Source organism: Desulfurobacterium sp. TC5-1 (assembly GCF_000421485.1).
Classification (GTDB): domain Bacteria; phylum Aquificota; class Aquificia; order Desulfurobacteriales; family Desulfurobacteriaceae; genus Desulfurobacterium_A.
Map to the genome: position 1 here is coordinate 592,661 of NZ_ATXC01000001.1, position 18,338 is coordinate 610,998.

Consider the following 18,338-nt stretch of genomic DNA (forward strand, 5'->3'; position numbering starts at 1 on the left):
TTTCTTCTGAAACTACACTACCTTCTCTTCCCTTATCCTGCACTCAACACCCAGCTTTCTGGCAAACGATTTAAAAGCTTTTACATCAAAATCTTTAACGTTTACTGCAGATATAATAACATTAAAACCTTTTTCTTTTGCATCAATAATGAATTTTATCACACTTTCAAAGCTTCCGTTTCCAAAAGAAGGACGAACAATCCTGTAGTATTCTTCAGGGCTGGAAGCGTTTAGACTGACATTAAAAGTATCAACAACACCTTTAAGCTCGTTCAAAATGTTTTCACTGCCGGTTATCAGATAGGCAAGACCGTTAGTGTTCACTCTTATTTTTTTAGCTCCCATCCTTTTAGCCCATTTAGCGACCTTAACGAGAACATCAAACCTTTCAAAAGGTTCACCGTACCCGCAGAAAACAATTTCATCGTATATACCGGGATTTTTAATACGGTACATGTACTCTTCTGCAATCGGCTCTCTATCAAGTTTTAAGTTGTAACCTAAAACGTAATCTTCTTTACCCCTAAAACAGAAAACACAGTTACACGGACACTTTGTTGTAAGATTTATGTAGAGGTTGTTTTTAACCTTATAAACAAGTTTCGGTTCTGATTCCTCTTTTGTCATTGGAAGACCGAATATTCTCTTTGCGTTGACCGTTGTTATCCTGTCAACATCGGTAAAATTGAGGTTAAGATAATCGGCAATGGCTTTTATCGTATAAGCAACGTAAACAGGTTGATTTCTCCTGCCTCTCTTTTTTTGAGGTGCAAGATACGGAGAATCGGTCTCAACAAGAAGGCGGGAAGAAGGAACTTTTTTTAAGGTCTCCCTCAAAGCTTCATTTTTAGGATAAGTTACAGGGCCTGCGTAAGAGATGAAAAAACCATTTCTTAGCGCCGTTTCAAGCAGTTCTTTATCACCGTTAAAGCAGTGAATGATTCCTTTCACTCCTTCCATCTCTTTTTTGATAAATTCTGACATTTCATGGGAGGCTTCCCTGGTGTGAATTATAAGCGGTTTGCCTGTCTCTCTTGAAAGCTCTATCTGTATTCTGAATATCTCTTCCTGCTTTTCCTTAGGTGAAAGATTCCTGTAAAAGTCAAGTCCGGCCTCTCCAACGGCTACAACCTTTTCATCAGAAAGAATCTCTTTAAGTTTTTCCTTTACACCGGCAACGTAGTTAGATGCATCATGAGGATGAATACCCGCTGAAGCGTATATGAACCGCTCTGTTCTGGCGAGCTCAAGAGCCTTTAAACTATCCTCAATGTTGCAACCAACCGTAACGACAGCTTCTAACTTCTGCTTACACTCTTCTATTACCTTTTCTCTATCGCTATCAAACTGGGGAAAATGTAGATGCGCATGGGTATCTATCAAACTGTTACCTCCTCTTTTTTATTATGCCGGAAAGCTTCATCCTTTTAAGTTTTAATAAAATTGACTTTGCCTCTTTCTCTGTAAACATTCCGGCCGTTACGCGGTAGTACCTGCCAAACCTACTAACGCTTGCAGGAATTCCAGCCTTTTTAAGTTTGTGAACAAGCCTTTCTGCGTTGACCTTCTTGCTAAAAATTCCAACCTGAACAAAGTAATCTCTATTTTTCTTCTTAGCTTCCTTTGTTTTCTTAACTTCCTTCTTAACAGCAACTTCCTGCCTGGTAACTTCTGTTTTCTTTTCCACTACAGGCTTGCCTGAAACCCTGGATGTAGCTTTCTGTTCCTTTTTCTCTGCAACCTCCACTTCCTGCTTTTTCTCAACTTTCTTTTCTACCTTTTTCTCAGCAGGAGGGACAGCCGGTTTACCGTTCACAACTACAACCTTTTCCTCCGGTTTGGGACGTGAAAGGGGCGTCAGAGAAGCTATAGTTTTCATAAGTTTCTGTTTCTCAACCTCAAACTCCTTCTTTGCCGTGGTATAACCGTAATTTTTACCCACCATAAACCCAATACCATAGGAAACCATTAAAAGAACAACTGCTGCAGCCATTAAAATGTAATAAAGTTTTTTGTTCTTCTCCATCTCTACATCCTCCCCGGCGCGTTTACATTAAGTATATTAAGTCCTGAACGGATTGTTTTCCTAACACCATTTACAAGGTACAGCCTTGCCGAAGAAAGTTCCGGATTATCGGCATCCACAACTCTATTTTTGTTGTAATACCTGTGAAAAGCTGAAGCAAGGTCTATCAAATAGTAAGGTAAAAGATGCGGCTCTCTCTTCCTTGCCACTGCTTCAAGAGTTGATTTTAATCCGTAACACTTAAGTATTAGGTCAAATTCCTCCTCTCCAAGAAGTTCAAGGTGTTCTACTGAAGGTTCTATACCTTTTTCTTTTGCCTTATCAAGGATACTGGAAATTCTTGCATGAGCATACTGAACGTAATAAACGGGATTCTCGCTCTTTTCAGAAAGAGCAAGATCTATATCAAAATCAAGGGGCGTGTCGTGTCTTTTTGTAAGGAAGAAAAACCTAACAGCATCAACGCCAACTTCATCAATAAGCCAATCAAGTGTAACAAAATTGCCCGCCCTTTTTGACATCTTCACTTCTTCACCGTGTTTAAAAAGTTTCACAAGCTGAACAAGCACAACCTCAAGCCAATCTGAAGGTTTTCCCAAAGCTTCTATGGCTGCTTTTACTCTCGGTATGTAACCGTGATGGTCAGCGCCCCATATATCTATTCCTCTATCGTAACCCCTTAAAATCTTATCGTAATGGTAAGCTATATCCGAGGCAAAGTAGGTATATTCTCCCGTGGAGCGCTTCACAACTCTATCTTTATCGTCTCCAAACTGAGAGGTTCTAAGCCACAGAGCACCATCTTTCTCATAAATTAAGCCTTTCTCTTTAAGAAGTTCAAGAACCTCTTCAACCTTACCGCCTGTATAAAGACTTTTTTCGCTGAACCAATGGTCAAATTCAACTTTCAGCCTTCCAAGCGTTTTTCTTATCTCTTCTAAAAGGACTTTCTTTCCAAACTCTGCAGCAAGCTCAATTGCCTTTTCCTCTTCCATATCCACAATTTCAGGATACTGAAGTATAAGCTCTTTAGCTATGTCAATAATGTACTCTCCCCTATAGGCATCTTCAGGAAGAACAAGTTTTCTACCCGCAAGCTCCTGAATCCTGTAATAGATTGAAATACCCAGAAGCTTAATCTGTCTGCCGGCGTCGTTTATGTAAAATTCTCTCTCCACGCTGTAACCTGCAAGTTTCATAACCCTTGAAAGAACATCGCCAACGACTGCTCCTCTACCGTGCCCAACATGTAAAGGTCCGGTAGGATTTGCAGAAACATATTCGATTAAAACCCTTTCACCTTTTCCAATGTTGGAAATAAAGAAGTCGGTTTCTACCACTTTCTTTAAAAGTTCAGCGTAAAAATCTGGTGAGAGAAAAAAGTTAATGAAACCATTACCGGCAACTTCTACTTTCGAAAATTCCTTTTCGTTAGAGAGTATCTCTGCAAGTTCTTCTGCAATCTTAATCGGCGGTTTTTTCAACGTTTTAGCAAGGAGAAAAGCCGCATTGGTGGCGACATCTCCGTATTCTTTTTTCTTGGGCGGTTCAAAAGAAGCCCTTTCAAGAATATCATCAACATCCACTCCGAAAGCGGAAAGAACTGCAGAAGCCACCTTTTCTTTTATCGTATCTTTCATACACGACTCCTCGAATATAAAGTAGTGCCACAAATATTTTATTTTATCGTAGAAAGATATTCAAACAGCAAAGTGTGAAAAAGGTAAAATAGTAAAAACAATCCTGAAAGAGGTAAAGAATGATTTCCTATAGAGACTTGCTGAAGGATAGAAAAATTTTCTACTACATAGAAAGAGCCGATTATTTTCTAAAAAACATGGGGTACACCTATCACGGCACAAAACACGTAGTCTGGGTTGCCAGCCGCGCAAGGATGATTTTAGATAGGTTGAACTATCCTGAAAGAGAAGTTGAGCTTGCTGGAATTGCAGGCTTACTCCACGATATAGGGAATATCGTATCCAGACACGACCACGCACAGGCAGGTGCACTCCTTACCTATCAGTTACTCAAAGATAAAAACCTGCTAACAGAAGAAGATCTGACTGATCTGATGTACGCTATAGGAAACCACGAATCAGCCACCGGCGTTCCTGTAACGCCAATTGCAGCTGCTGTCGTAATAGCGGATAAATCTCACGTTAGCAGAAATAGAGTGAGAAAAGACAGTAACATAAAAGAGGATATTCATGATAGGGTTAACTTTTCCATTTTTTATTCCGATATCGAGGTAAATCCAGATAAAAAAACCATCAAATTAGTTTTAAAAATGGATACCTCAATATCAGATATTTTAGAATTTTTCAGCATTTTTAAAGAAAGAATGGAGATGTGCAGAAGGGCAAGCAGGGTTTTGGATTGCAAATTCAGGATAAAAATTAACGGGAAAGATTTATAAAGAGGTATCAATTTCTACGTGAGAAGCAGAAACGACCACCTTTCCAGAAACGCAGAAATGTCTGACGGGGCATTCTTCTCTTTTAGGACAGTCGCCATTCTTTCTGTAGTGACACCCGTGCTTGCTCAACAGCCATAGAGGCCTGAACATTGAAACCGGCGGAATACCTTCATCTTTTAAAGCTTCATCCCACACTTTTATGACAAGGTTCCTTACGGTTGCCGTTATACTTTTTGCCCTGTAGCTTCCCGTTATGCATCCCGTGGTAAAGGTTGCCCTTGTTACATGAACGTCAACAGGAATGGGTAGTTTTCCCACATTCTCAAAAGGCAGGTCTTCAACCTTCTCTTTCAAAATTCTTATCCAGTGAGGGAAAATCTTCCTGCCGGATAGGTTAGGAAACTTTTCATGCCACTTTTTATCGTCAATTTTTCTGTAAGTCTCATCAACCATATAGTTAAAACTGTCGAAGAAGGAGAGAAAACTGCCGCCAAACTCACCGGCTATTGTTTGAGAAATATTCCACCAGATATCGGTATCCTTATCCTTCCTCATCGCAATTCTGTGCTTCAAAAGAGCTTTTTTGAGCTCATTTCTTCCCCTTTTAACAACCTCCTTCGGTGAAAAAATCCACTGAAGTTCCTTGTCTTTAAGGGTCTCCACTGCACTTTCCCAGAGCTTTTTCGCATCTCTCATGTAATCAAGAGCGGTGACAAGGGAAAGAACAGCTATAAGTTTCTCCCTATCTTTCAACGGAACTTTCTTTATCTCATCGTCCGGAAGTTCTTTAAAGCTAAAAATCCCCCCTTTTTCAAGTCTTTTTACAAGCACCTTCGCAACTTTTTTTGCTCTTTCCGGATGAATCTCAAGGTTAACCCTTTTTCCCATCTTCTTCCCCTGATTTTAAATTTAATGCTTTTTACGGCTGCCGACAAAACCGCCAAAGAAACAACTATCCCCTGCAGCGCAGGTTTTGCATCTCAAGACCTGAACAATGAAAAGGGGGAAAAGTATAAAAAGAAATACAGATTCTTTCTCAGGAACCAAAATTAACGGAAAAAGAAAGAAAAAAGCCCAGTAAACGGTTGCCACTTTTGTGTAAGGAAAAAAGAAAGAACGGCTCTTCCTTTTTATTCTAAGTAATCTCCCAACCCTATCCCATTTAACGGTGCAACCTCTACCGTAGAGAGGGCAGGAAGGACAGAGGGAAAAACGCAAAAAGAAAAATCCCGAAACGACAAAAACACCATAAACCACTTTCATACTGGAAGTTAAAAAATAAAGCCCCACAAGCGTATAAACCAAGATTAAAAGTGTTTCTATAAAGGCCATGTTAGCGCTCTTTCAGAACAGTTAATATCCTTTCTCTTATTTCGTTTAACTTGCCTTCATCAGTTATTTTGTTGTGTTCCATATCCGTGATGTAAAAAGAGTCGATAACCCTGTTCCCTTCCGTTGATATTATGGCTCTACGAAGTTTCGTTCCGGCATTAACAAGCTCTCTCGTAATAGCGTAGAGCAGCCCGAGTCTGTCCCAGGTAGAGACTTCAACAATCGTGTACTTTTCTGACGTTTTATTGTCAAATTTCACCTTCGTGGCAGGTTTGGGAAGATTACTTCTAAAACCTTTATTTTTAAAAGGATTTTTTAAAAGTTCTTCCACAACAATTTCATCCCTGTACACCTTCTTCACATACTCCTTAACTTTTTTGATAATATCTTCTTCCGGTACCTCCTCCGACACCGTGGAAACTCTTATCGTGTAAACCATAAAGTCAATTCCGTCAACTGTAACAGCTTTGTTTATATAAGCACCTTTTATGTTGAGGTTAAGATAGGTAAAAATACCGGCAATTTTGTAGAAAAAGGCTCTCTTGTATCTGTCAACAACTGTCAGTTCGCAGTAGCCCATTTCAGGGAAAAAGTCAGGTTCAACGCGAATATTCTTATCCTCTTCAATGAGCTCCTTCACCATTTTCAAATGTTTAACTACATCCTCCGGCGAGTAGGTTCTCAAGTAGTCAGGCTCTGCCGATTTAAAAAGCTTTTCAAGGAGGACTTTATCAACATCATCTTTAAGTAACTCCTTGACTTTTTCCGCCTTTTTCTTCACTTTCTCTTCTATCAATTCTTTTACATTTTTACCGGCGTGAAAAACATCCATGGCGGAAGAGAAAAGCTCCCAGAGGAGAGCTGCTTTCCATCTATCCCAACCACCGGGACCAACAGCTTTTATATCTGCACAGGTTAAGAGGAACAACTTTTTAAGCCTCTCTTCGGTTCCGCATTCTTTTACAAAACTCTCTATCAACTTTGGATCACTTATATCCCTTCTAAAGGCAAGGTGGGACATAAAGAGGTGATTCTTTATCAGCCAGGCAATCTCGTCTATATCTTCATCGGGAAAGTCAAGTTTTTTAAGGTAGCGCCTCGCTATTGCCGCTCCGACATTTTCATGCTTACCCCTCTTTCCTTTCCCTATATCGTGGAGAAGAGCTGCAATGTAAAGAAGTTCGGGTTTTTCAAGGTCGTCTAAAACCTGATAGAGACCGCGGGTTTCTATGTTTATATCCCTTATTTTTTCAAGTTCTCTAACGGTCATTATCAAGTGTATGTCCGTTGTAAACTTGTGATAGGTATCAAACTGAAAATGCCCCCTTAACCTTTCAAAATCCGGAATTAACGTATCAAGTACTTTACAGTCGTGCATTAATTCAAGAACGTAAGAAAGCCTGACTGGATTCATGAGAATTTCCTTAAACTTTAAAAGCACCTCTTTTTTCTGGAACTTTTTCTTTTCAGTTTCTGCAGAAAGTTTGAATATGCTGAAGGCAGTGGGTGATATAGAAAAGCCAAACTTCTGCACAAGTTTAAAAGCTTCAACCACAAGAGCCGGATTCTTTAACACTTCTGTTTCCCTATTTTCGTAGATATAAAGGGACCCTTCGTGCTCGTAAAAATGGGGACTTAACTCGTGCTCTTTCTTTAAAACAGAGAAAATCGACTTTCTACTGCTTTTTAAAGACTCTCTTGACTTTCTTATTATTTCCCTCGTAATAATCGACAGGTCAAGGGCTGAATTAAAGTAACTTTTCATAAAGCTTTCTACGCCTTTATTGTCCCTTGAAAAGCCGAAAAATTCAGCAACTTCCCTCTGAAGCTGAAAACTCAAAATGTCACTCTTTCGTCCACTTATTATGTGAAGATGATTCCTGACCCTCAAAAGAAAATCGTAAGCTGAAATAACATCTCTGAAACTCTTCCAATCGATAATATTTTTATCTATAAAACCTGAATAGTTTTGAATATCGTAAACAATTTTCGCAATCCAGAATGCTTCATGAAGGTCTCTTAATCCACCCTTGCTTTCCTTTACATTCGGCTCCTGATAATAGACAGTTCCAAAAAATCTTTTATACCTTTCATTCCTTGACTTAACTATCTCATCGATAATGTTTTCTGCATTTTTCTTCACAAAACGAAAAAACTTCTTCTCAAAACTCTCAGCAACTTTTCTATCACCTTCGACAAAGCGAATTTGAAGAAAATTTGTAAGAATGCTCAGGTCATTTTTCGCAAGTGAAAGAGCCTCATCAACACTCCTTGGCGCATAGCCAAGATCTATGTTAAAAGAAAGCATATAGTAGTAGAAAGCTTCAAGATCTTCTTTGTAAGCATCTGTGAGCTTACCGTCATAAAGAAGGTTAAAATCCATGTCTGAGTAGAAGTTGAGTTCTCCTCTTCCGTAACCACCAAGAGCAACAAGACAACACGGAATGCTCCACCTGCCAAAAAAATGGGGAAAGACACCCTTTAAAAGTTTATCAAGAGCATTTTTTAAATCCTGAGCCACGTGAAAGCCTGTCTCTTTATCAAAGTGGCGTTTTTTTATCCTTTCCCTCTCTTTGAAATACTCTTCCTTAAGAGACTCAAGATTCAAGCTACTCCTCCAGTCCCGCCAGATGCCAGAGTCTATCAAAAACCTTCTCGTAACGGTGCGCCAACGGCAAATCATCTTTTATAACAACAAGGTTCTCGTCATTCCTCTTTTCAGCACTCACAGTCCAGTTAAAACTTCCCGTAATAACGGTTCTTCCATCTATAACCGCAAATTTGTTGTGCATCAATCCACCGCCACTTCCCCTTTTAAATCGAACCGGAACACCTGCCTTCTTAAGGATTGGCGCCACGCACCTTTTAGATTTTGCAGTTCCCTGATCTATTATAACCCTTACCTTGACGCCCCTTTTATGAGCTCTAATAAAAGCCTTAACTATCTTTTTTGATGTAAAACTGTATATGGCGGCATCTATACTGTGCTTTGCACTATTTATCTCTTTTATCAGGGTATCGGTACAACCACCCCGTGGCGAAAAATGAACCTCAACAGAAATAGAAGCTGCACCTGAAACAACCGGCTTCTGCTCCTTCTGGAAGGAACATGAAAAAAGGGAAAAATAAAAAATCAACAGGAGAGGAAAAACCTTCCTCACCGCTTTTGCTCCACTTTTACCTTATCAACAACAGAAGAACCACCAAGGTATTTAGAACCTATAACTGAGAGGAAAATAGAATTAAGGATAAAAAGTGCGCCAAGAATTGCCGTCGTTTTCGTAAGAACAGACGCCGTATCTGCTCCAAAAGCAGAAGAAGCACTTCCACCACCCATGAGGGAAGAAATATCACCTTTCCCTGGCTGAATAAGAACAACAATAACAAGAAGAATCGCAAGAACGGCATGAACTATAAGTAAAAGGGTAAACATCCGTTACCTCCCAAAGTTCACAATTTTTACAAAAGATTCAACCTTCAAACTTGCCCCACCTACCAGGGCACCATCTATATTGTTCATCGCCATCAAGCCGTCAACATTTTCAGGTTTAACGCTTCCACCGTAAAGAATTCTCACAGATTCAGCTTTTTTACTTCCAAAAAGCTCCGAGAGTTTTTCTCTTAAAAACCTGTGAACCTCTTCAGCAAGTTCCGGCGTCGCCGTTTTACCGGTTCCAATAGCCCACACAGGCTCGTAAGCAATAACAAATTCGCTGTCAGCTGAAACCCCTTTGAGACCCTCTTCAAGCTGACTTCCAACAACATCAAACGTTTTTCCCTCTTCTCTTTCCTCAAGAAGCTCACCAACGCAGAGAACAGGAACTAAACCGTGAGAAACTGCAGACAAAACTTTCTTATTTATAAGCTCATTACTTTCACCAAAGATATGTCTTCTCTCCGAATGCCCCAAAATGACAAAGCTGCATCCGGCATCTTTCAACATCAACGGTGAAATTTCGCCGGTAAAAGCACCTTTTTCCTCAAAATACATGTTCTGAGCACCAAGCCTTACATTTGTTCCATTAAAAATTTCACTTACAGGATATAGAGAAGTAAAAGGGGGACAGATAAGAATATCCCTATCAGTAACGTTAGAAACGGCCTTGACAAAATCTCTGGCAAACTCGATACTCTCAGAAACTGTCTTGTTCATCTTCCAGTTTCCAGCAATTAAAGGCTTTCTCACACCATCCTCCTCAAGATGCTTTAACAAGTTCATATTTAGGCTTTCCAGTAAGAACCGCTTCCCTGTCAATAGTCACTTTCTTTATGTCTCTTCTATTTGGAACCTCAAACATTATATCAGTCATCAGTTTCTCCATTATAGCTCTCAAGCCTCTGGCACCGGTTTTTCTTTTAATAGCTTCCCTTGCAATTTCTCTTAAGGCATCATCGGTAAATTCAAGTTCTACACCCTCAAGCTCAAACAACTTCTTATACTGCTTAACAAGAGCATTTTTGGGTTCTTTAAGTATCCTGATAAGATCCTCTTCCTGAAGCTCCGACAGGGTGGCTATTACAGGCAACCTTCCTATAAGTTCAGGTATAAGTCCGAATTTCACAAGGTCTTCAGGCTCAACGTATCTTAAAAGCTCATTTCTCTCCATCGTTTTCCTGGCAAGGTCAGCATTAAAGCCCATCGTTCCTTTACCGATTCTTTTTGCAATAATATCTTCAAGCCCGACAAATGCTCCACCACAGATAAAGAGGATATTTGAAGTATCTATCTGAATGTACTGCTGCTGGGGATGTTTTCTCCCACCCTGCGGTGGAACATTGGCAATCGTTCCTTCAAGTATTTTAAGGAGAGCCTGTTGAACGCCCTCGCCGGATACGTCTCTCGTTATGGAAGGATTTTCGCTCTTCCTTCCAATTTTATCTATCTCATCGATGTAAATTATCCCTCTCTCTGCCTTTGCTACATCCATATCGGCATTCTGGAGAAGCCTTAAAAGAATATTTTCCACATCCTCACCAACGTAACCAGCCTCTGTAAGGGTCGTTGCGTCAGCTATTGCAAATGGAACATCAAGAAACTTTGCAAGTGAACGGGCAAGGAGCGTCTTTCCTGAACCTGTAGGACCTATAAGGAGAATATTGCTCTTTTCAATCTCAACATCATCGGGTGACGATGTTTGTGTGAAAATCCTTTTATAATGGTTGTAAACGGCAACAGAAAGAATCTTTTTAGCCTCCTCCTGACCGATAACGTACTGATCGAGAAATTCTTTTATCTCTTTAGGCGTGGGTAATTTACCGGGTTCTACTGCTGATGTTTTTTCTCTCTTTTGAGAGTGAATCATTTCATAACATTCATCAACGCAGTAGTTGCAGATTGCAACGCCCTTAGGACCGGTTATAAGTGCTTCTACCTCAGATGCACTCTTACCGCAAAATGAACAACGTCTTGGTGGAATTTGTGTTTCAAACATTCACATCACCTCTCAATATAAATAAGGTCGTTTAAAATTTCTGACAGACTAAATATAATACATGTTGCAGAAAAAGTTAATGGGAGCAGAAAAATGGTCAAAATAAAAGTGTGTGGAATAACAAATATCGAAGACGCATTGGCAGCTGTTGAAGCAGGAGCTGATGCTGTAGGTTTCATAATGTTCAAAGGAAGCAAACGCTACATATCCCCCCTTGAAGTAAGACACATAACCAAAGAGTTACCCCCTTTCGTCACAAAGGTAGGTGTCTTTGTAAACGAGGACAGGGCAACAGTCCTCGAGATACTAAGCTACGCTAACCTCGATTTTGCACAACTCCACGGTGACGAAACGCCAGAGTACTGTAGATACATAGGAAAAAGAAGAGTTATTAAAGTTTTTAGATTAAAAGATGAAACGGAAATAAAAAGAGTTAAAGATTATGAAAATGTAGCATCAGCAATTCTCCTCGATACATTTTCACAGGATGCGTTTGGTGGAACTGGCAAAACCTTTGACTGGAACATAGCTCTAAAAGTCAAAGAAGCAGTTAACCTTCCTTTAATCCTATCCGGCGGACTCAACAGTGAAAATGTGTCCGCAGCAATTGAAAACATTAGACCTTATGCCGTCGATGTTTGCAGTGGTGTAGAGTCCCACCCGGGGAAAAAAGACAGAGAAGCGGTAGAAAAGTTCATAAGAACGGCAAAATGCAAGGGATAAAACAACCCATTGACAAATACGAACACAGTGCAGATATTATGTAAAGCAACATTAAAGGAGGGGTGCCCGAGCTGGCCGAAGGGGCACGACTGGAAATCGTGTGTACCCCCACAAGGGGTACCGCGGGTTCGAATCCCGCCCCCTCCGCCATTTATAGTGTAAAATAACAACAAGAAAGGTCGGGTCCTCCGCAACACCTGGACGGTGAACCCCGCCAGGCCCGGAAGGGAGCAACGGTAAGCCGGAAGGGTGTGTGCGGTAAGGGTCCGGCCCCTTACCATAAAGCTATTGAGGTCTTTTCTACTATGGGATACCTTGCCATACCGAGAAAGTACAGACCCTCACGATTTAGCGATGTCGTAGGTCAGGAACACGTCACAGAAACCATCAAAAACGCAATAAAAACCGGGAAAATAGCCCACGCTTACATATTTGCAGGGCCAAGAGGTGTAGGGAAAACAACAACAGCCCGCATAATAGCCAAAGCCTTAAATTGTGAGAATCCCCGGGACGGCGAACCGTGCAACGCATGTTCAATATGTGACGCGATAAACAAAGGGGCTTTCCCGGATGTTATAGAGATAGACGCCGCATCAAACAGAGGTATAGACCAGATAAGAGAGCTGCGGGAAACGGTTTTCTATTCGCCAACAAGGGGCAAGTACAAGGTTTACATCATAGACGAATTTCACATGCTCACAAAAGAGGCGTTCAATGCGCTTTTGAAAACCCTTGAAGAGCCACCAGAGCACGTTGTTTTTATCCTTGCAACAACAGAGCTTGACAAAATTCCGGCAACCATCCTGTCACGCTGTCAGAGATTCCTCTTTAAAAAAGTTCCTGAAAACAGAATAATAGAAACCCTTGCAGATATATGTGGAAAAGAAAGTGTAAACTTTGAAACGGAAGCCCTAAAACTCATTGCCGTCGCTTCTGAAGGCTGCCTTAGAGACGCTGAAAGTCTCCTTGATCAACTAATAGCCCTTTCTTCAGGAAACATAACAGCAGAAGTGGCTTCCCGCTTTTTAGGAGTTCTGGGTTCAAACATTCTCAAGAATCTCCTGGAAAAAGGATTTACAGGCGATCGAAAGGGACTTAAAGAGCTTCTTGACCAGCTTGAGTCAACGGGATACAACCCTTCAACCATCACGAGACAGTTGTTGAGCTTTATTGAAGAAGAATTTTTAAAACAAGAGAGTCAGTGGAATAAAGAAGAACTTACCGCAGCATTCGAAATAGTAACAAAGAATCTTAAAACCATAGAATCCCATCCTTTTCCGTTTACCGCACTGCTGTTTACACTTTATAAACTCTCATACTTTAAAGAGGTTAAAAAACTGTCCGAAATTTTAAAAGGCGATATCAATTTTAGCGCTTTGACTCCTGAAACTTCCACCAACAGTTTAAAAAAAAATTCCAATAAAAATGAAATAAAAGACACCAACGGCTTTAATCTCAATCACTACATAAAAGATGTAATAAAAGGCAAAAATATCGTTGAGATCATTCCCAAAAACATGACCGCCTATGAAAGACTCGATGCAAAGAAAAAAGAGTTAGAAATAGAGTACGGAAAACATGTCGTAATAGTAAAACCCGCTCAGAACGATAAAAGCAGAGAGGTGAAATTAGACCCGGAAACTGAAAAGAAAGTTGATAAAATAGCATCACTTTTTAACGCTAAAATTGTTCCGGGATATCCGAGGAAAATCAAATGAAAATACTGATAATAGATGATGAAGCCGGCATAAGGGAAAGTCTATCTGACATTCTTAAAGACGAAGGCTACAACATTTCTCTGGCGGAATCGGGAAGCAAGGGACTGGAAAAGATATACTCTGAACTTCCCGACATCATTATTCTTGACCTGTTTTTACCGGGAATTCCGGGCATGGAGATACTCAAGAAGCTTTCAAAAGAAAAAATAACGGAAAAAGCGGTTATCATCGTTATCTCGGGACACGGTAACATACAGACGGCGGTAGAAGCCATTAAAATGGGCGCTTTTGACTTTATAGAGAAACCCATAAACTTTGACAGACTTCTCAGCGTTCTCGAAAAGGCGAAAAAACAGCTATCTCTCATAAAAGAAACAACCATTTTAAAAGAAAGGTTGTCATCCGAAACGATTATTGGAAACAGTCCTGCCGTAAAAAAACTCAAAGAACAGATAGAAGCGGTAGCACCGGTTGACAGCACGGTTATCATCTACGGTGAAAGCGGTACAGGAAAGGAACTGGTGGCAAGAAGCATCCATAATTTGAGTAATAGAGCAAACGCACCGTTTATTCCTATAAACTGTGCCGCAATTCCTGACAATCTAATTGAGGCAGAGCTGTTTGGGTACGAAAAGGGTGCTTTCACAGGTGCAAACGCAAGAAAAAAAGGAAAGTTTGAGATAGCAGACGGAGGAACAATATTTCTTGACGAGATTGGCGACATGCCGTTAATGGCACAGTCAAAACTGCTTAGAGTCCTTGAAGAAAAAGCCGTTGAAAGAATAGGAAGCATTGAAAAAATCAGTGTTGACGTAAGAGTCGTTTCGGCAACAAACAAAAACCTTGAAAAAGCGATAGAAGAAGGAACTTTCAGAGAAGATCTCTACTACCGATTAAACGTAATTCCGATACATGTTCCTCCACTAAGAGAAAGAGGAGAAGATGTCCTCCTTTTAGCAGACCACTTTTTAACAAAATTTTCTGCAGATTACAAAAGGGAAAAACCCCGGCTGTCTGAAAGCGTAAAAGAGATATTTCTCAAGTACCGCTGGCCTGGAAACGTTAGAGAACTGAAAAACCTGATGGAACGGCTCGTAATACTTGTAAGGAAAGAAAAGATCGAACCGGAAGATCTTCCAGATAACATGTTCAGTAGAAAAGGATTCTCTGTGAATAGGTTTACTGTCTTACCGTTAAAGGAAGCAAGAGAAGAATTTGAAAAAGAGTACATCGTGTCTATACTTAAAGAGACCGGCGGTGACATGAAAAAAGCCGCTGAAAAAATGCAGATTGACCTTTCAAATCTTTACAGGAAAGTGAACAAATACGGGATAAACAGTGACACTGTTTGATTTCTTTAACATAACCGGGCTTTTGGCATTTGCAGTCTCAGGCGTATATAAGGGTGCAGGAAAGGAACTTGACATTCTCGGCGTATCAGTATTGGGATTTTTAACAGCCCTTGGCGGCGGCATAATGAGAGACGTTATTGTAAATAGAATTCCTGTGGCGCTTACAGGTTACGGTGATGTATCGTTTGCCATAGGAGGCATTGCCCTTGGGATATTCCTCTACAGAGTTTTCAAAATAGATATATCTTCAAAAACAATAGTTAAAATCTTTGATGCCATAGGGCTTGCAGCTTTTACCGTTACCGGTGCACTTGTGGGAATAAAAGCGGGATTAAACGTTGTCGGTGTAATTATTGTTGCGGTTCTCACGGGAACGGGTGGAGGAATGACCAGTGACATCCTGATAGGGGAAGTCCCTTCCATCTTAAGGGAAGATGTTTACGCAACCTGTGCAATGTTTGGTGGTCTTCTGCTCTTTGTCCTGACCAGAGTATCTATTCCCCTCCAGATAGCCACGTTCACAACACTCATTTTTACTTTAAGTTTCAGACTTTTAGCAATTTTCAAAAACTGGCATCTTCCGAGGTTTTAGATGGAAGTTGACAGAACACTGGAAGAGCTAAAAAAACACAATCTTTACAGAAAGCTAAAAACTATTGAAAGAGCAGAAGGTGTTTATGTTTACATAAACGGAAAACGGTTTGTTAACTTCTCATCAAACGACTACCTCAGCCTTGCATTTGACAAACGCCTTGCAGAAAACCATAAAAAGTGCTTAGAAAGATGGGGTTCAGGTTCAGGTGCTGCAAGGCTTGTTACGGGAAATTTCACCGTACACGAAGAGTTAGAAAAAAAGTTGGCAAAAATGAAAAAAACGGAAGCGGCACTCCTTTTTACATGCGGCTACATGGCAAACTTAGGGATACTCTCATCCCTCCTTGGCAACGGAGATGCTATTTTCAGCGATGAGCTAAATCATGCAAGTCTCATTGATGGTTGCAGACTTTCAAAGGCGAAAGTTTTCATATACAAACATAGAGATGTTGACCATCTTGAAGAATTACTAAAAACAAACAGATCTGAGTTTAAAACGGCCGCTATCGTTACAGATTCCGTTTTCAGCATGGACGGTGACATAGCACCGCTCGACAAACTGCTAAAACTTGCAGAAGATTACAACACCTATCTAATCGTTGATGATGCCCATGCAACCGGTGTTATTGGAAACTCATCCTTTGATTTTTTTGATATAAAACCCACCGAAAGAACAATCATAATGGGAACTCTGGGAAAAGCCATAGGCACTTTTGGTGCCTTTGTTGCCTCAACAAGCAGAATGAAAGAATTTTTTGTAAACAGGGCAAGAACCTTCATTTTCACAACCGCCATTCCGCCCCACATAGCATGTATGACCATAAAAAACCTGCAAGAGATTAAAAGTAGAATGAATAAGTTACAGGAAAATATAGAATTACTTTCAAAGCTTACAGGTATAAAAAGTCAAACAGCCATATTTCCCCTTATCGTCGGCGATTCCGGCAGGACGCTGCAGTTATCAGAAAAACTTCTTGAAAAAGGTTTCATAATACCCGCAATACGTCCACCAACAGTACCTGAAGGTACGGCAAGGCTCAGGATTACTGTTGCTGCAGGACACACGGTAAAAGATATAAAAAACCTATCGGACGCACTAAAAACACTAATCTGATACTCTGTTTCTGCCACCTTTCTTTGCCCTGTAAAGTGCCTCATCCGCCTTTTTAATAACTTCTTCAAGAGATTCACCTGGTTTTCTTTCAGCAACACCGAGACTTACAGTGATTCTCACTTCCCTGCCATCACTTGTTTTTATCAACATGTTCTCAACAGCTTTTCTTATCCTCTCTGCAAGCTTAAGAGCATCCTTAACATCCGCATGAGGCAGATATATTACAAATTCTTCTCCACCATAACGTATAAGAATATCACTTGATCTTATAAGTCTTTTTATTTTTTCAACCAATGTTTTTAAAACCATATCTCCGGTTTCATGACCATAGGTATCGTTTATCTTTTTAAAGTGGTCTATATCTATCATAACGACTGAAAAGCGAGATTCCTGTCCCATTTTTTCAAGCATCTCGTCTATTTTTTCAAGAATATACCTGTTATTAGTACTTGTTAGAGCATCTACAAAAGCTTTTTCAGAGGCCTCTTTCAGCTTTTGAGAAAGTAAATCTATGTATTTTTTTAGTGTACCGCTTATCTCGTAAATATTTCTCTTTATCTCGTCATTAACGTCACCGGAAGATTTAGACGAGAAATAATACCTTTCTATATCATCGAAATTGCGATTTCTTAACAGTCTCAGCAAATATAGAACTTCTCTTCTCTGGCGTTTCAGATTATATATATCTACTAAAGATGCGAATAGTATCAATAAAAACACTGATGCAAAAGAGAACATAACCATCAGACTCATATTTCTAATGTGCACAAATATCTCCCCAAAACCTTTCTTAATACCTACATAACCGAGAACATTTCCTAATTCATCTTTAAGAGGATAAAAAACGTACGAATATTTTCCGTGTGCCCACGTGCCTTTTTTAAGAATAGATTCCTTAAATGCCTCTTTTATGTGAAAATAAAGGTAATTACCCTTCTTTAAAGAAGCTTTCTGAACAAGTTTTTTATAAACGTTCCTATCAAGATTCCGTCTTAAAACACTATCTTTTAAAAGGTAAAAAACATTTGCATTAATGGGATCCTGAAGAATCTGCCTCAACGTTTCAATATGAATCCCAAAAGACAGAGCACCTACGACCCTACCCTTGACAGATATTGGATAAGAAGCTCTCAAGCCCGGAAAACGTTTACATATGTAAAAATAAGCAGCAGGCTTAAAAGCGGTCTGTATCCAGAGAATATCCTCTCTTACTTTTGCTTCCCGTGGTTCTGAGGTCATTTTGGCAAAAGAAAACCAGTTCATCTTAGGATATTTAAAAAAATGCATCTCCTCAATATGAAAATCGCTATGGAGCTTCTGCCACAAAGGTGTAAATTCTGATTTCAGTATAAGAGGATTACCCAATTCATAAGACTTTCTAACAGAAGAATCTTTTGAAATCATTAAAGCTTCTGATAACAACCACTTTTTTGTTGTCTCTATCATTTGAACAACATACTTTCTTTTGTGGTTAAAAAACCTTTTCCTCAAGGAAATTTCAAAATGCATTTGAGCCTTTATAAAAAAATAGCCGGCAACAGCAAAGATTATAATTATAAAAACTGTTAAACTCAAGAAATTTATCTTAAAGTCAGCTTTTCTTATATTCATTTGTAAACCCTATATGC

The 18,338-nt window shown here is 39.8% G+C and carries 17 protein-coding genes, 1 tRNA gene and 1 other RNA gene; 8 read left to right on the forward strand and 11 right to left on the reverse strand.

Going from position 1 to position 18,338, the window contains the following annotated elements; genetic code table 11:
* Window positions 1–12 precede the first annotated feature (12 nt).
* Genes H153_RS0102975 through argS form a run of 3 tightly spaced genes read right to left on the reverse strand, consistent with a single transcriptional unit; the run spans window position 13 to window position 3,666 of the window.
* Window positions 13–1,383: a TatD family hydrolase gene (locus H153_RS0102975; protein WP_022846658.1), complete on the reverse strand. Its 1,371-nt coding sequence runs from the start codon at window positions 1,381–1,383 to the stop codon at window positions 13–15.
* Window positions 1,384–1,387: 4 nt separating this feature from the next.
* Complete coding sequence (locus H153_RS09835; protein ID WP_022846659.1) at window positions 1,388–2,026, reverse strand: SPOR domain-containing protein; 639 nt, start codon at window positions 2,024–2,026, stop codon at window positions 1,388–1,390.
* Between the two features lie 2 nt (window positions 2,027–2,028).
* Complete coding sequence (gene argS / locus H153_RS0102985; protein WP_022846660.1) at window positions 2,029–3,666, reverse strand: arginine--tRNA ligase; 1,638 nt, start codon at window positions 3,664–3,666, stop codon at window positions 2,029–2,031.
* A 119-nt stretch (window positions 3,667–3,785) separates the two neighbouring features.
* On the opposite strand from argS, the gene H153_RS0102990 reads away from it, so the two are divergent.
* A complete protein-coding gene (locus H153_RS0102990; RefSeq protein ID WP_022846661.1) occupies window positions 3,786–4,445 on the forward strand; it encodes an HD domain-containing protein in 660 nt (219 codons plus the stop codon).
* Here the strand turns inward: H153_RS0102990 and H153_RS0102995 are convergent.
* Genes H153_RS0102995 through clpX form a run of 7 tightly spaced genes read right to left on the reverse strand, consistent with a single transcriptional unit; the run spans window position 4,440 to window position 11,209 of the window.
* Window positions 4,440–5,333, reverse strand: a complete 894-nt coding sequence (locus H153_RS0102995) for an N-glycosylase/DNA lyase (protein WP_022846662.1) — start codon at window positions 5,331–5,333, stop codon at window positions 4,440–4,442. The two genes, H153_RS0102990 and H153_RS0102995, sit on opposite strands and share 6 nt — an antisense overlap.
* 21 nt (window positions 5,334–5,354) lie before the next feature.
* Window positions 5,355–5,777 carry a hypothetical protein gene (locus H153_RS0103000; protein ID WP_022846663.1) on the reverse strand — a complete coding sequence of 141 codons (423 nt, stop codon included), beginning with the start codon at window positions 5,775–5,777 and terminating at the stop codon, window positions 5,355–5,357.
* Between the two features lies 1 nt (window position 5,778).
* The gene (gene glnD / locus H153_RS0103005) at window positions 5,779–8,385 is read right to left on the reverse strand and encodes a [protein-PII] uridylyltransferase (RefSeq protein WP_022846664.1); all 2,607 of its coding nucleotides are present in this window, start codon (window positions 8,383–8,385) and stop codon (window positions 5,779–5,781) included.
* A 1-nt stretch (window position 8,386) separates the two neighbouring features.
* On the reverse strand, window positions 8,387–8,938 hold the full coding sequence (locus tag H153_RS0103010; RefSeq protein WP_022846665.1) for a phospholipase D family protein: 552 nt from the start codon (window positions 8,936–8,938) through the stop codon (window positions 8,387–8,389).
* Window positions 8,935–9,210, reverse strand: coding sequence for a preprotein translocase subunit SecG (gene secG, locus H153_RS0103015; protein ID WP_022846666.1), 276 nt, complete (start codon window positions 9,208–9,210; stop codon window positions 8,935–8,937). The genes H153_RS0103010 and secG overlap by 4 nt, the downstream gene beginning before the upstream one ends.
* Before the next feature lie 3 nt (window positions 9,211–9,213).
* Window positions 9,214–9,963, reverse strand: coding sequence for a triose-phosphate isomerase (gene tpiA / locus H153_RS0103020; RefSeq protein WP_022846667.1), 750 nt, complete (start codon window positions 9,961–9,963; stop codon window positions 9,214–9,216).
* A gap of 10 nt (window positions 9,964–9,973) precedes the next feature.
* The gene (gene clpX, locus H153_RS0103025) at window positions 9,974–11,209 is read right to left on the reverse strand and encodes an ATP-dependent Clp protease ATP-binding subunit ClpX (RefSeq protein ID WP_022846668.1); all 1,236 of its coding nucleotides are present in this window, start codon (window positions 11,207–11,209) and stop codon (window positions 9,974–9,976) included.
* Window positions 11,210–11,302: 93 nt separating this feature from the next.
* On the opposite strand from clpX, the gene H153_RS0103030 reads away from it, so the two are divergent.
* From H153_RS0103030 to bioF, 7 genes are all read left to right on the forward strand, one after another.
* Window positions 11,303–11,932 (forward strand): phosphoribosylanthranilate isomerase, encoded by a 630-nt coding sequence (locus H153_RS0103030; RefSeq protein WP_022846669.1) that lies wholly within the window; start codon window positions 11,303–11,305, stop codon window positions 11,930–11,932.
* Between the two features lie 56 nt (window positions 11,933–11,988).
* A tRNA-Ser gene (locus tag H153_RS0103035) sits at window positions 11,989–12,082 on the forward strand.
* A gap of 27 nt (window positions 12,083–12,109) precedes the next feature.
* Window positions 12,110–12,207, forward strand: an RNA gene (ffs, locus tag H153_RS10050) — signal recognition particle sRNA small type.
* A 30-nt stretch (window positions 12,208–12,237) separates the two neighbouring features.
* Window positions 12,238–13,650: a DNA polymerase III subunit gamma/tau gene (gene dnaX, locus H153_RS0103040; protein ID WP_022846670.1), complete on the forward strand. Its 1,413-nt coding sequence runs from the start codon at window positions 12,238–12,240 to the stop codon at window positions 13,648–13,650.
* A complete protein-coding gene (locus tag H153_RS0103045) occupies window positions 13,647–15,002 on the forward strand; it encodes a sigma-54 dependent transcriptional regulator (protein WP_022846671.1) in 1,356 nt (451 codons plus the stop codon). Before dnaX ends, H153_RS0103045 begins: the two co-directional genes overlap by 4 nt.
* Window positions 14,989–15,594 carry a trimeric intracellular cation channel family protein gene (locus tag H153_RS0103050; protein ID WP_022846672.1) on the forward strand — a complete coding sequence of 202 codons (606 nt, stop codon included), beginning with the start codon at window positions 14,989–14,991 and terminating at the stop codon, window positions 15,592–15,594. The genes H153_RS0103045 and H153_RS0103050 overlap by 14 nt, the downstream gene beginning before the upstream one ends.
* Window positions 15,595–16,710: an 8-amino-7-oxononanoate synthase gene (gene bioF / locus H153_RS0103055; RefSeq protein WP_022846673.1), complete on the forward strand. Its 1,116-nt coding sequence runs from the start codon at window positions 15,595–15,597 to the stop codon at window positions 16,708–16,710.
* Here the strand turns inward: bioF and H153_RS09840 are convergent.
* Window positions 16,702–18,321 carry a diguanylate cyclase gene (locus H153_RS09840; RefSeq protein WP_022846674.1) on the reverse strand — a complete coding sequence of 540 codons (1,620 nt, stop codon included), beginning with the start codon at window positions 18,319–18,321 and terminating at the stop codon, window positions 16,702–16,704. The genes bioF and H153_RS09840 overlap by 9 nt on opposite strands.
* Between the last annotated feature and the right edge of the window lie 17 nt (window positions 18,322–18,338).

Excerpts from the sequence above, each read along its gene's own strand:
- H153_RS09835 (WP_022846659.1), bottom strand. The coding sequence starts at position 2,026 with ATGGAGAAGAACAAAAAACTTTATTACATTTTAATGGCTGCAGCAGTT.
- argS (WP_022846660.1), bottom strand. The coding sequence starts at position 3,666 with ATGAAAGATACGATAAAAGAAAAGGTGGCTTCTGCAGTTCTTTCCGCT.
- H153_RS0102990 (WP_022846661.1), top strand. The coding sequence starts at position 3,786 with ATGATTTCCTATAGAGACTTGCTGAAGGATAGAAAAATTTTCTACTAC.
- H153_RS0102995 (WP_022846662.1), bottom strand. The coding sequence starts at position 5,333 with ATGGGAAAAAGGGTTAACCTTGAGATTCATCCGGAAAGAGCAAAAAAA.
- H153_RS0103000 (WP_022846663.1), bottom strand. The coding sequence starts at position 5,777 with ATGGCCTTTATAGAAACACTTTTAATCTTGGTTTATACGCTTGTGGGG.
- secG (WP_022846666.1), bottom strand. The coding sequence starts at position 9,210 with ATGTTTACCCTTTTACTTATAGTTCATGCCGTTCTTGCGATTCTTCTT.
- clpX (WP_022846668.1), bottom strand. The coding sequence starts at position 11,209 with ATGTTTGAAACACAAATTCCACCAAGACGTTGTTCATTTTGCGGTAAG.
- H153_RS0103030 (WP_022846669.1), top strand. The coding sequence starts at position 11,303 with ATGGTCAAAATAAAAGTGTGTGGAATAACAAATATCGAAGACGCATTG.
- dnaX (WP_022846670.1), top strand. The coding sequence starts at position 12,238 with ATGGGATACCTTGCCATACCGAGAAAGTACAGACCCTCACGATTTAGC.
- H153_RS0103045 (WP_022846671.1), top strand. The coding sequence starts at position 13,647 with ATGAAAATACTGATAATAGATGATGAAGCCGGCATAAGGGAAAGTCTA.
- bioF (WP_022846673.1), top strand. The coding sequence starts at position 15,595 with ATGGAAGTTGACAGAACACTGGAAGAGCTAAAAAAACACAATCTTTAC.
- H153_RS09840 (WP_022846674.1), bottom strand. The coding sequence starts at position 18,321 with ATGAATATAAGAAAAGCTGACTTTAAGATAAATTTCTTGAGTTTAACA.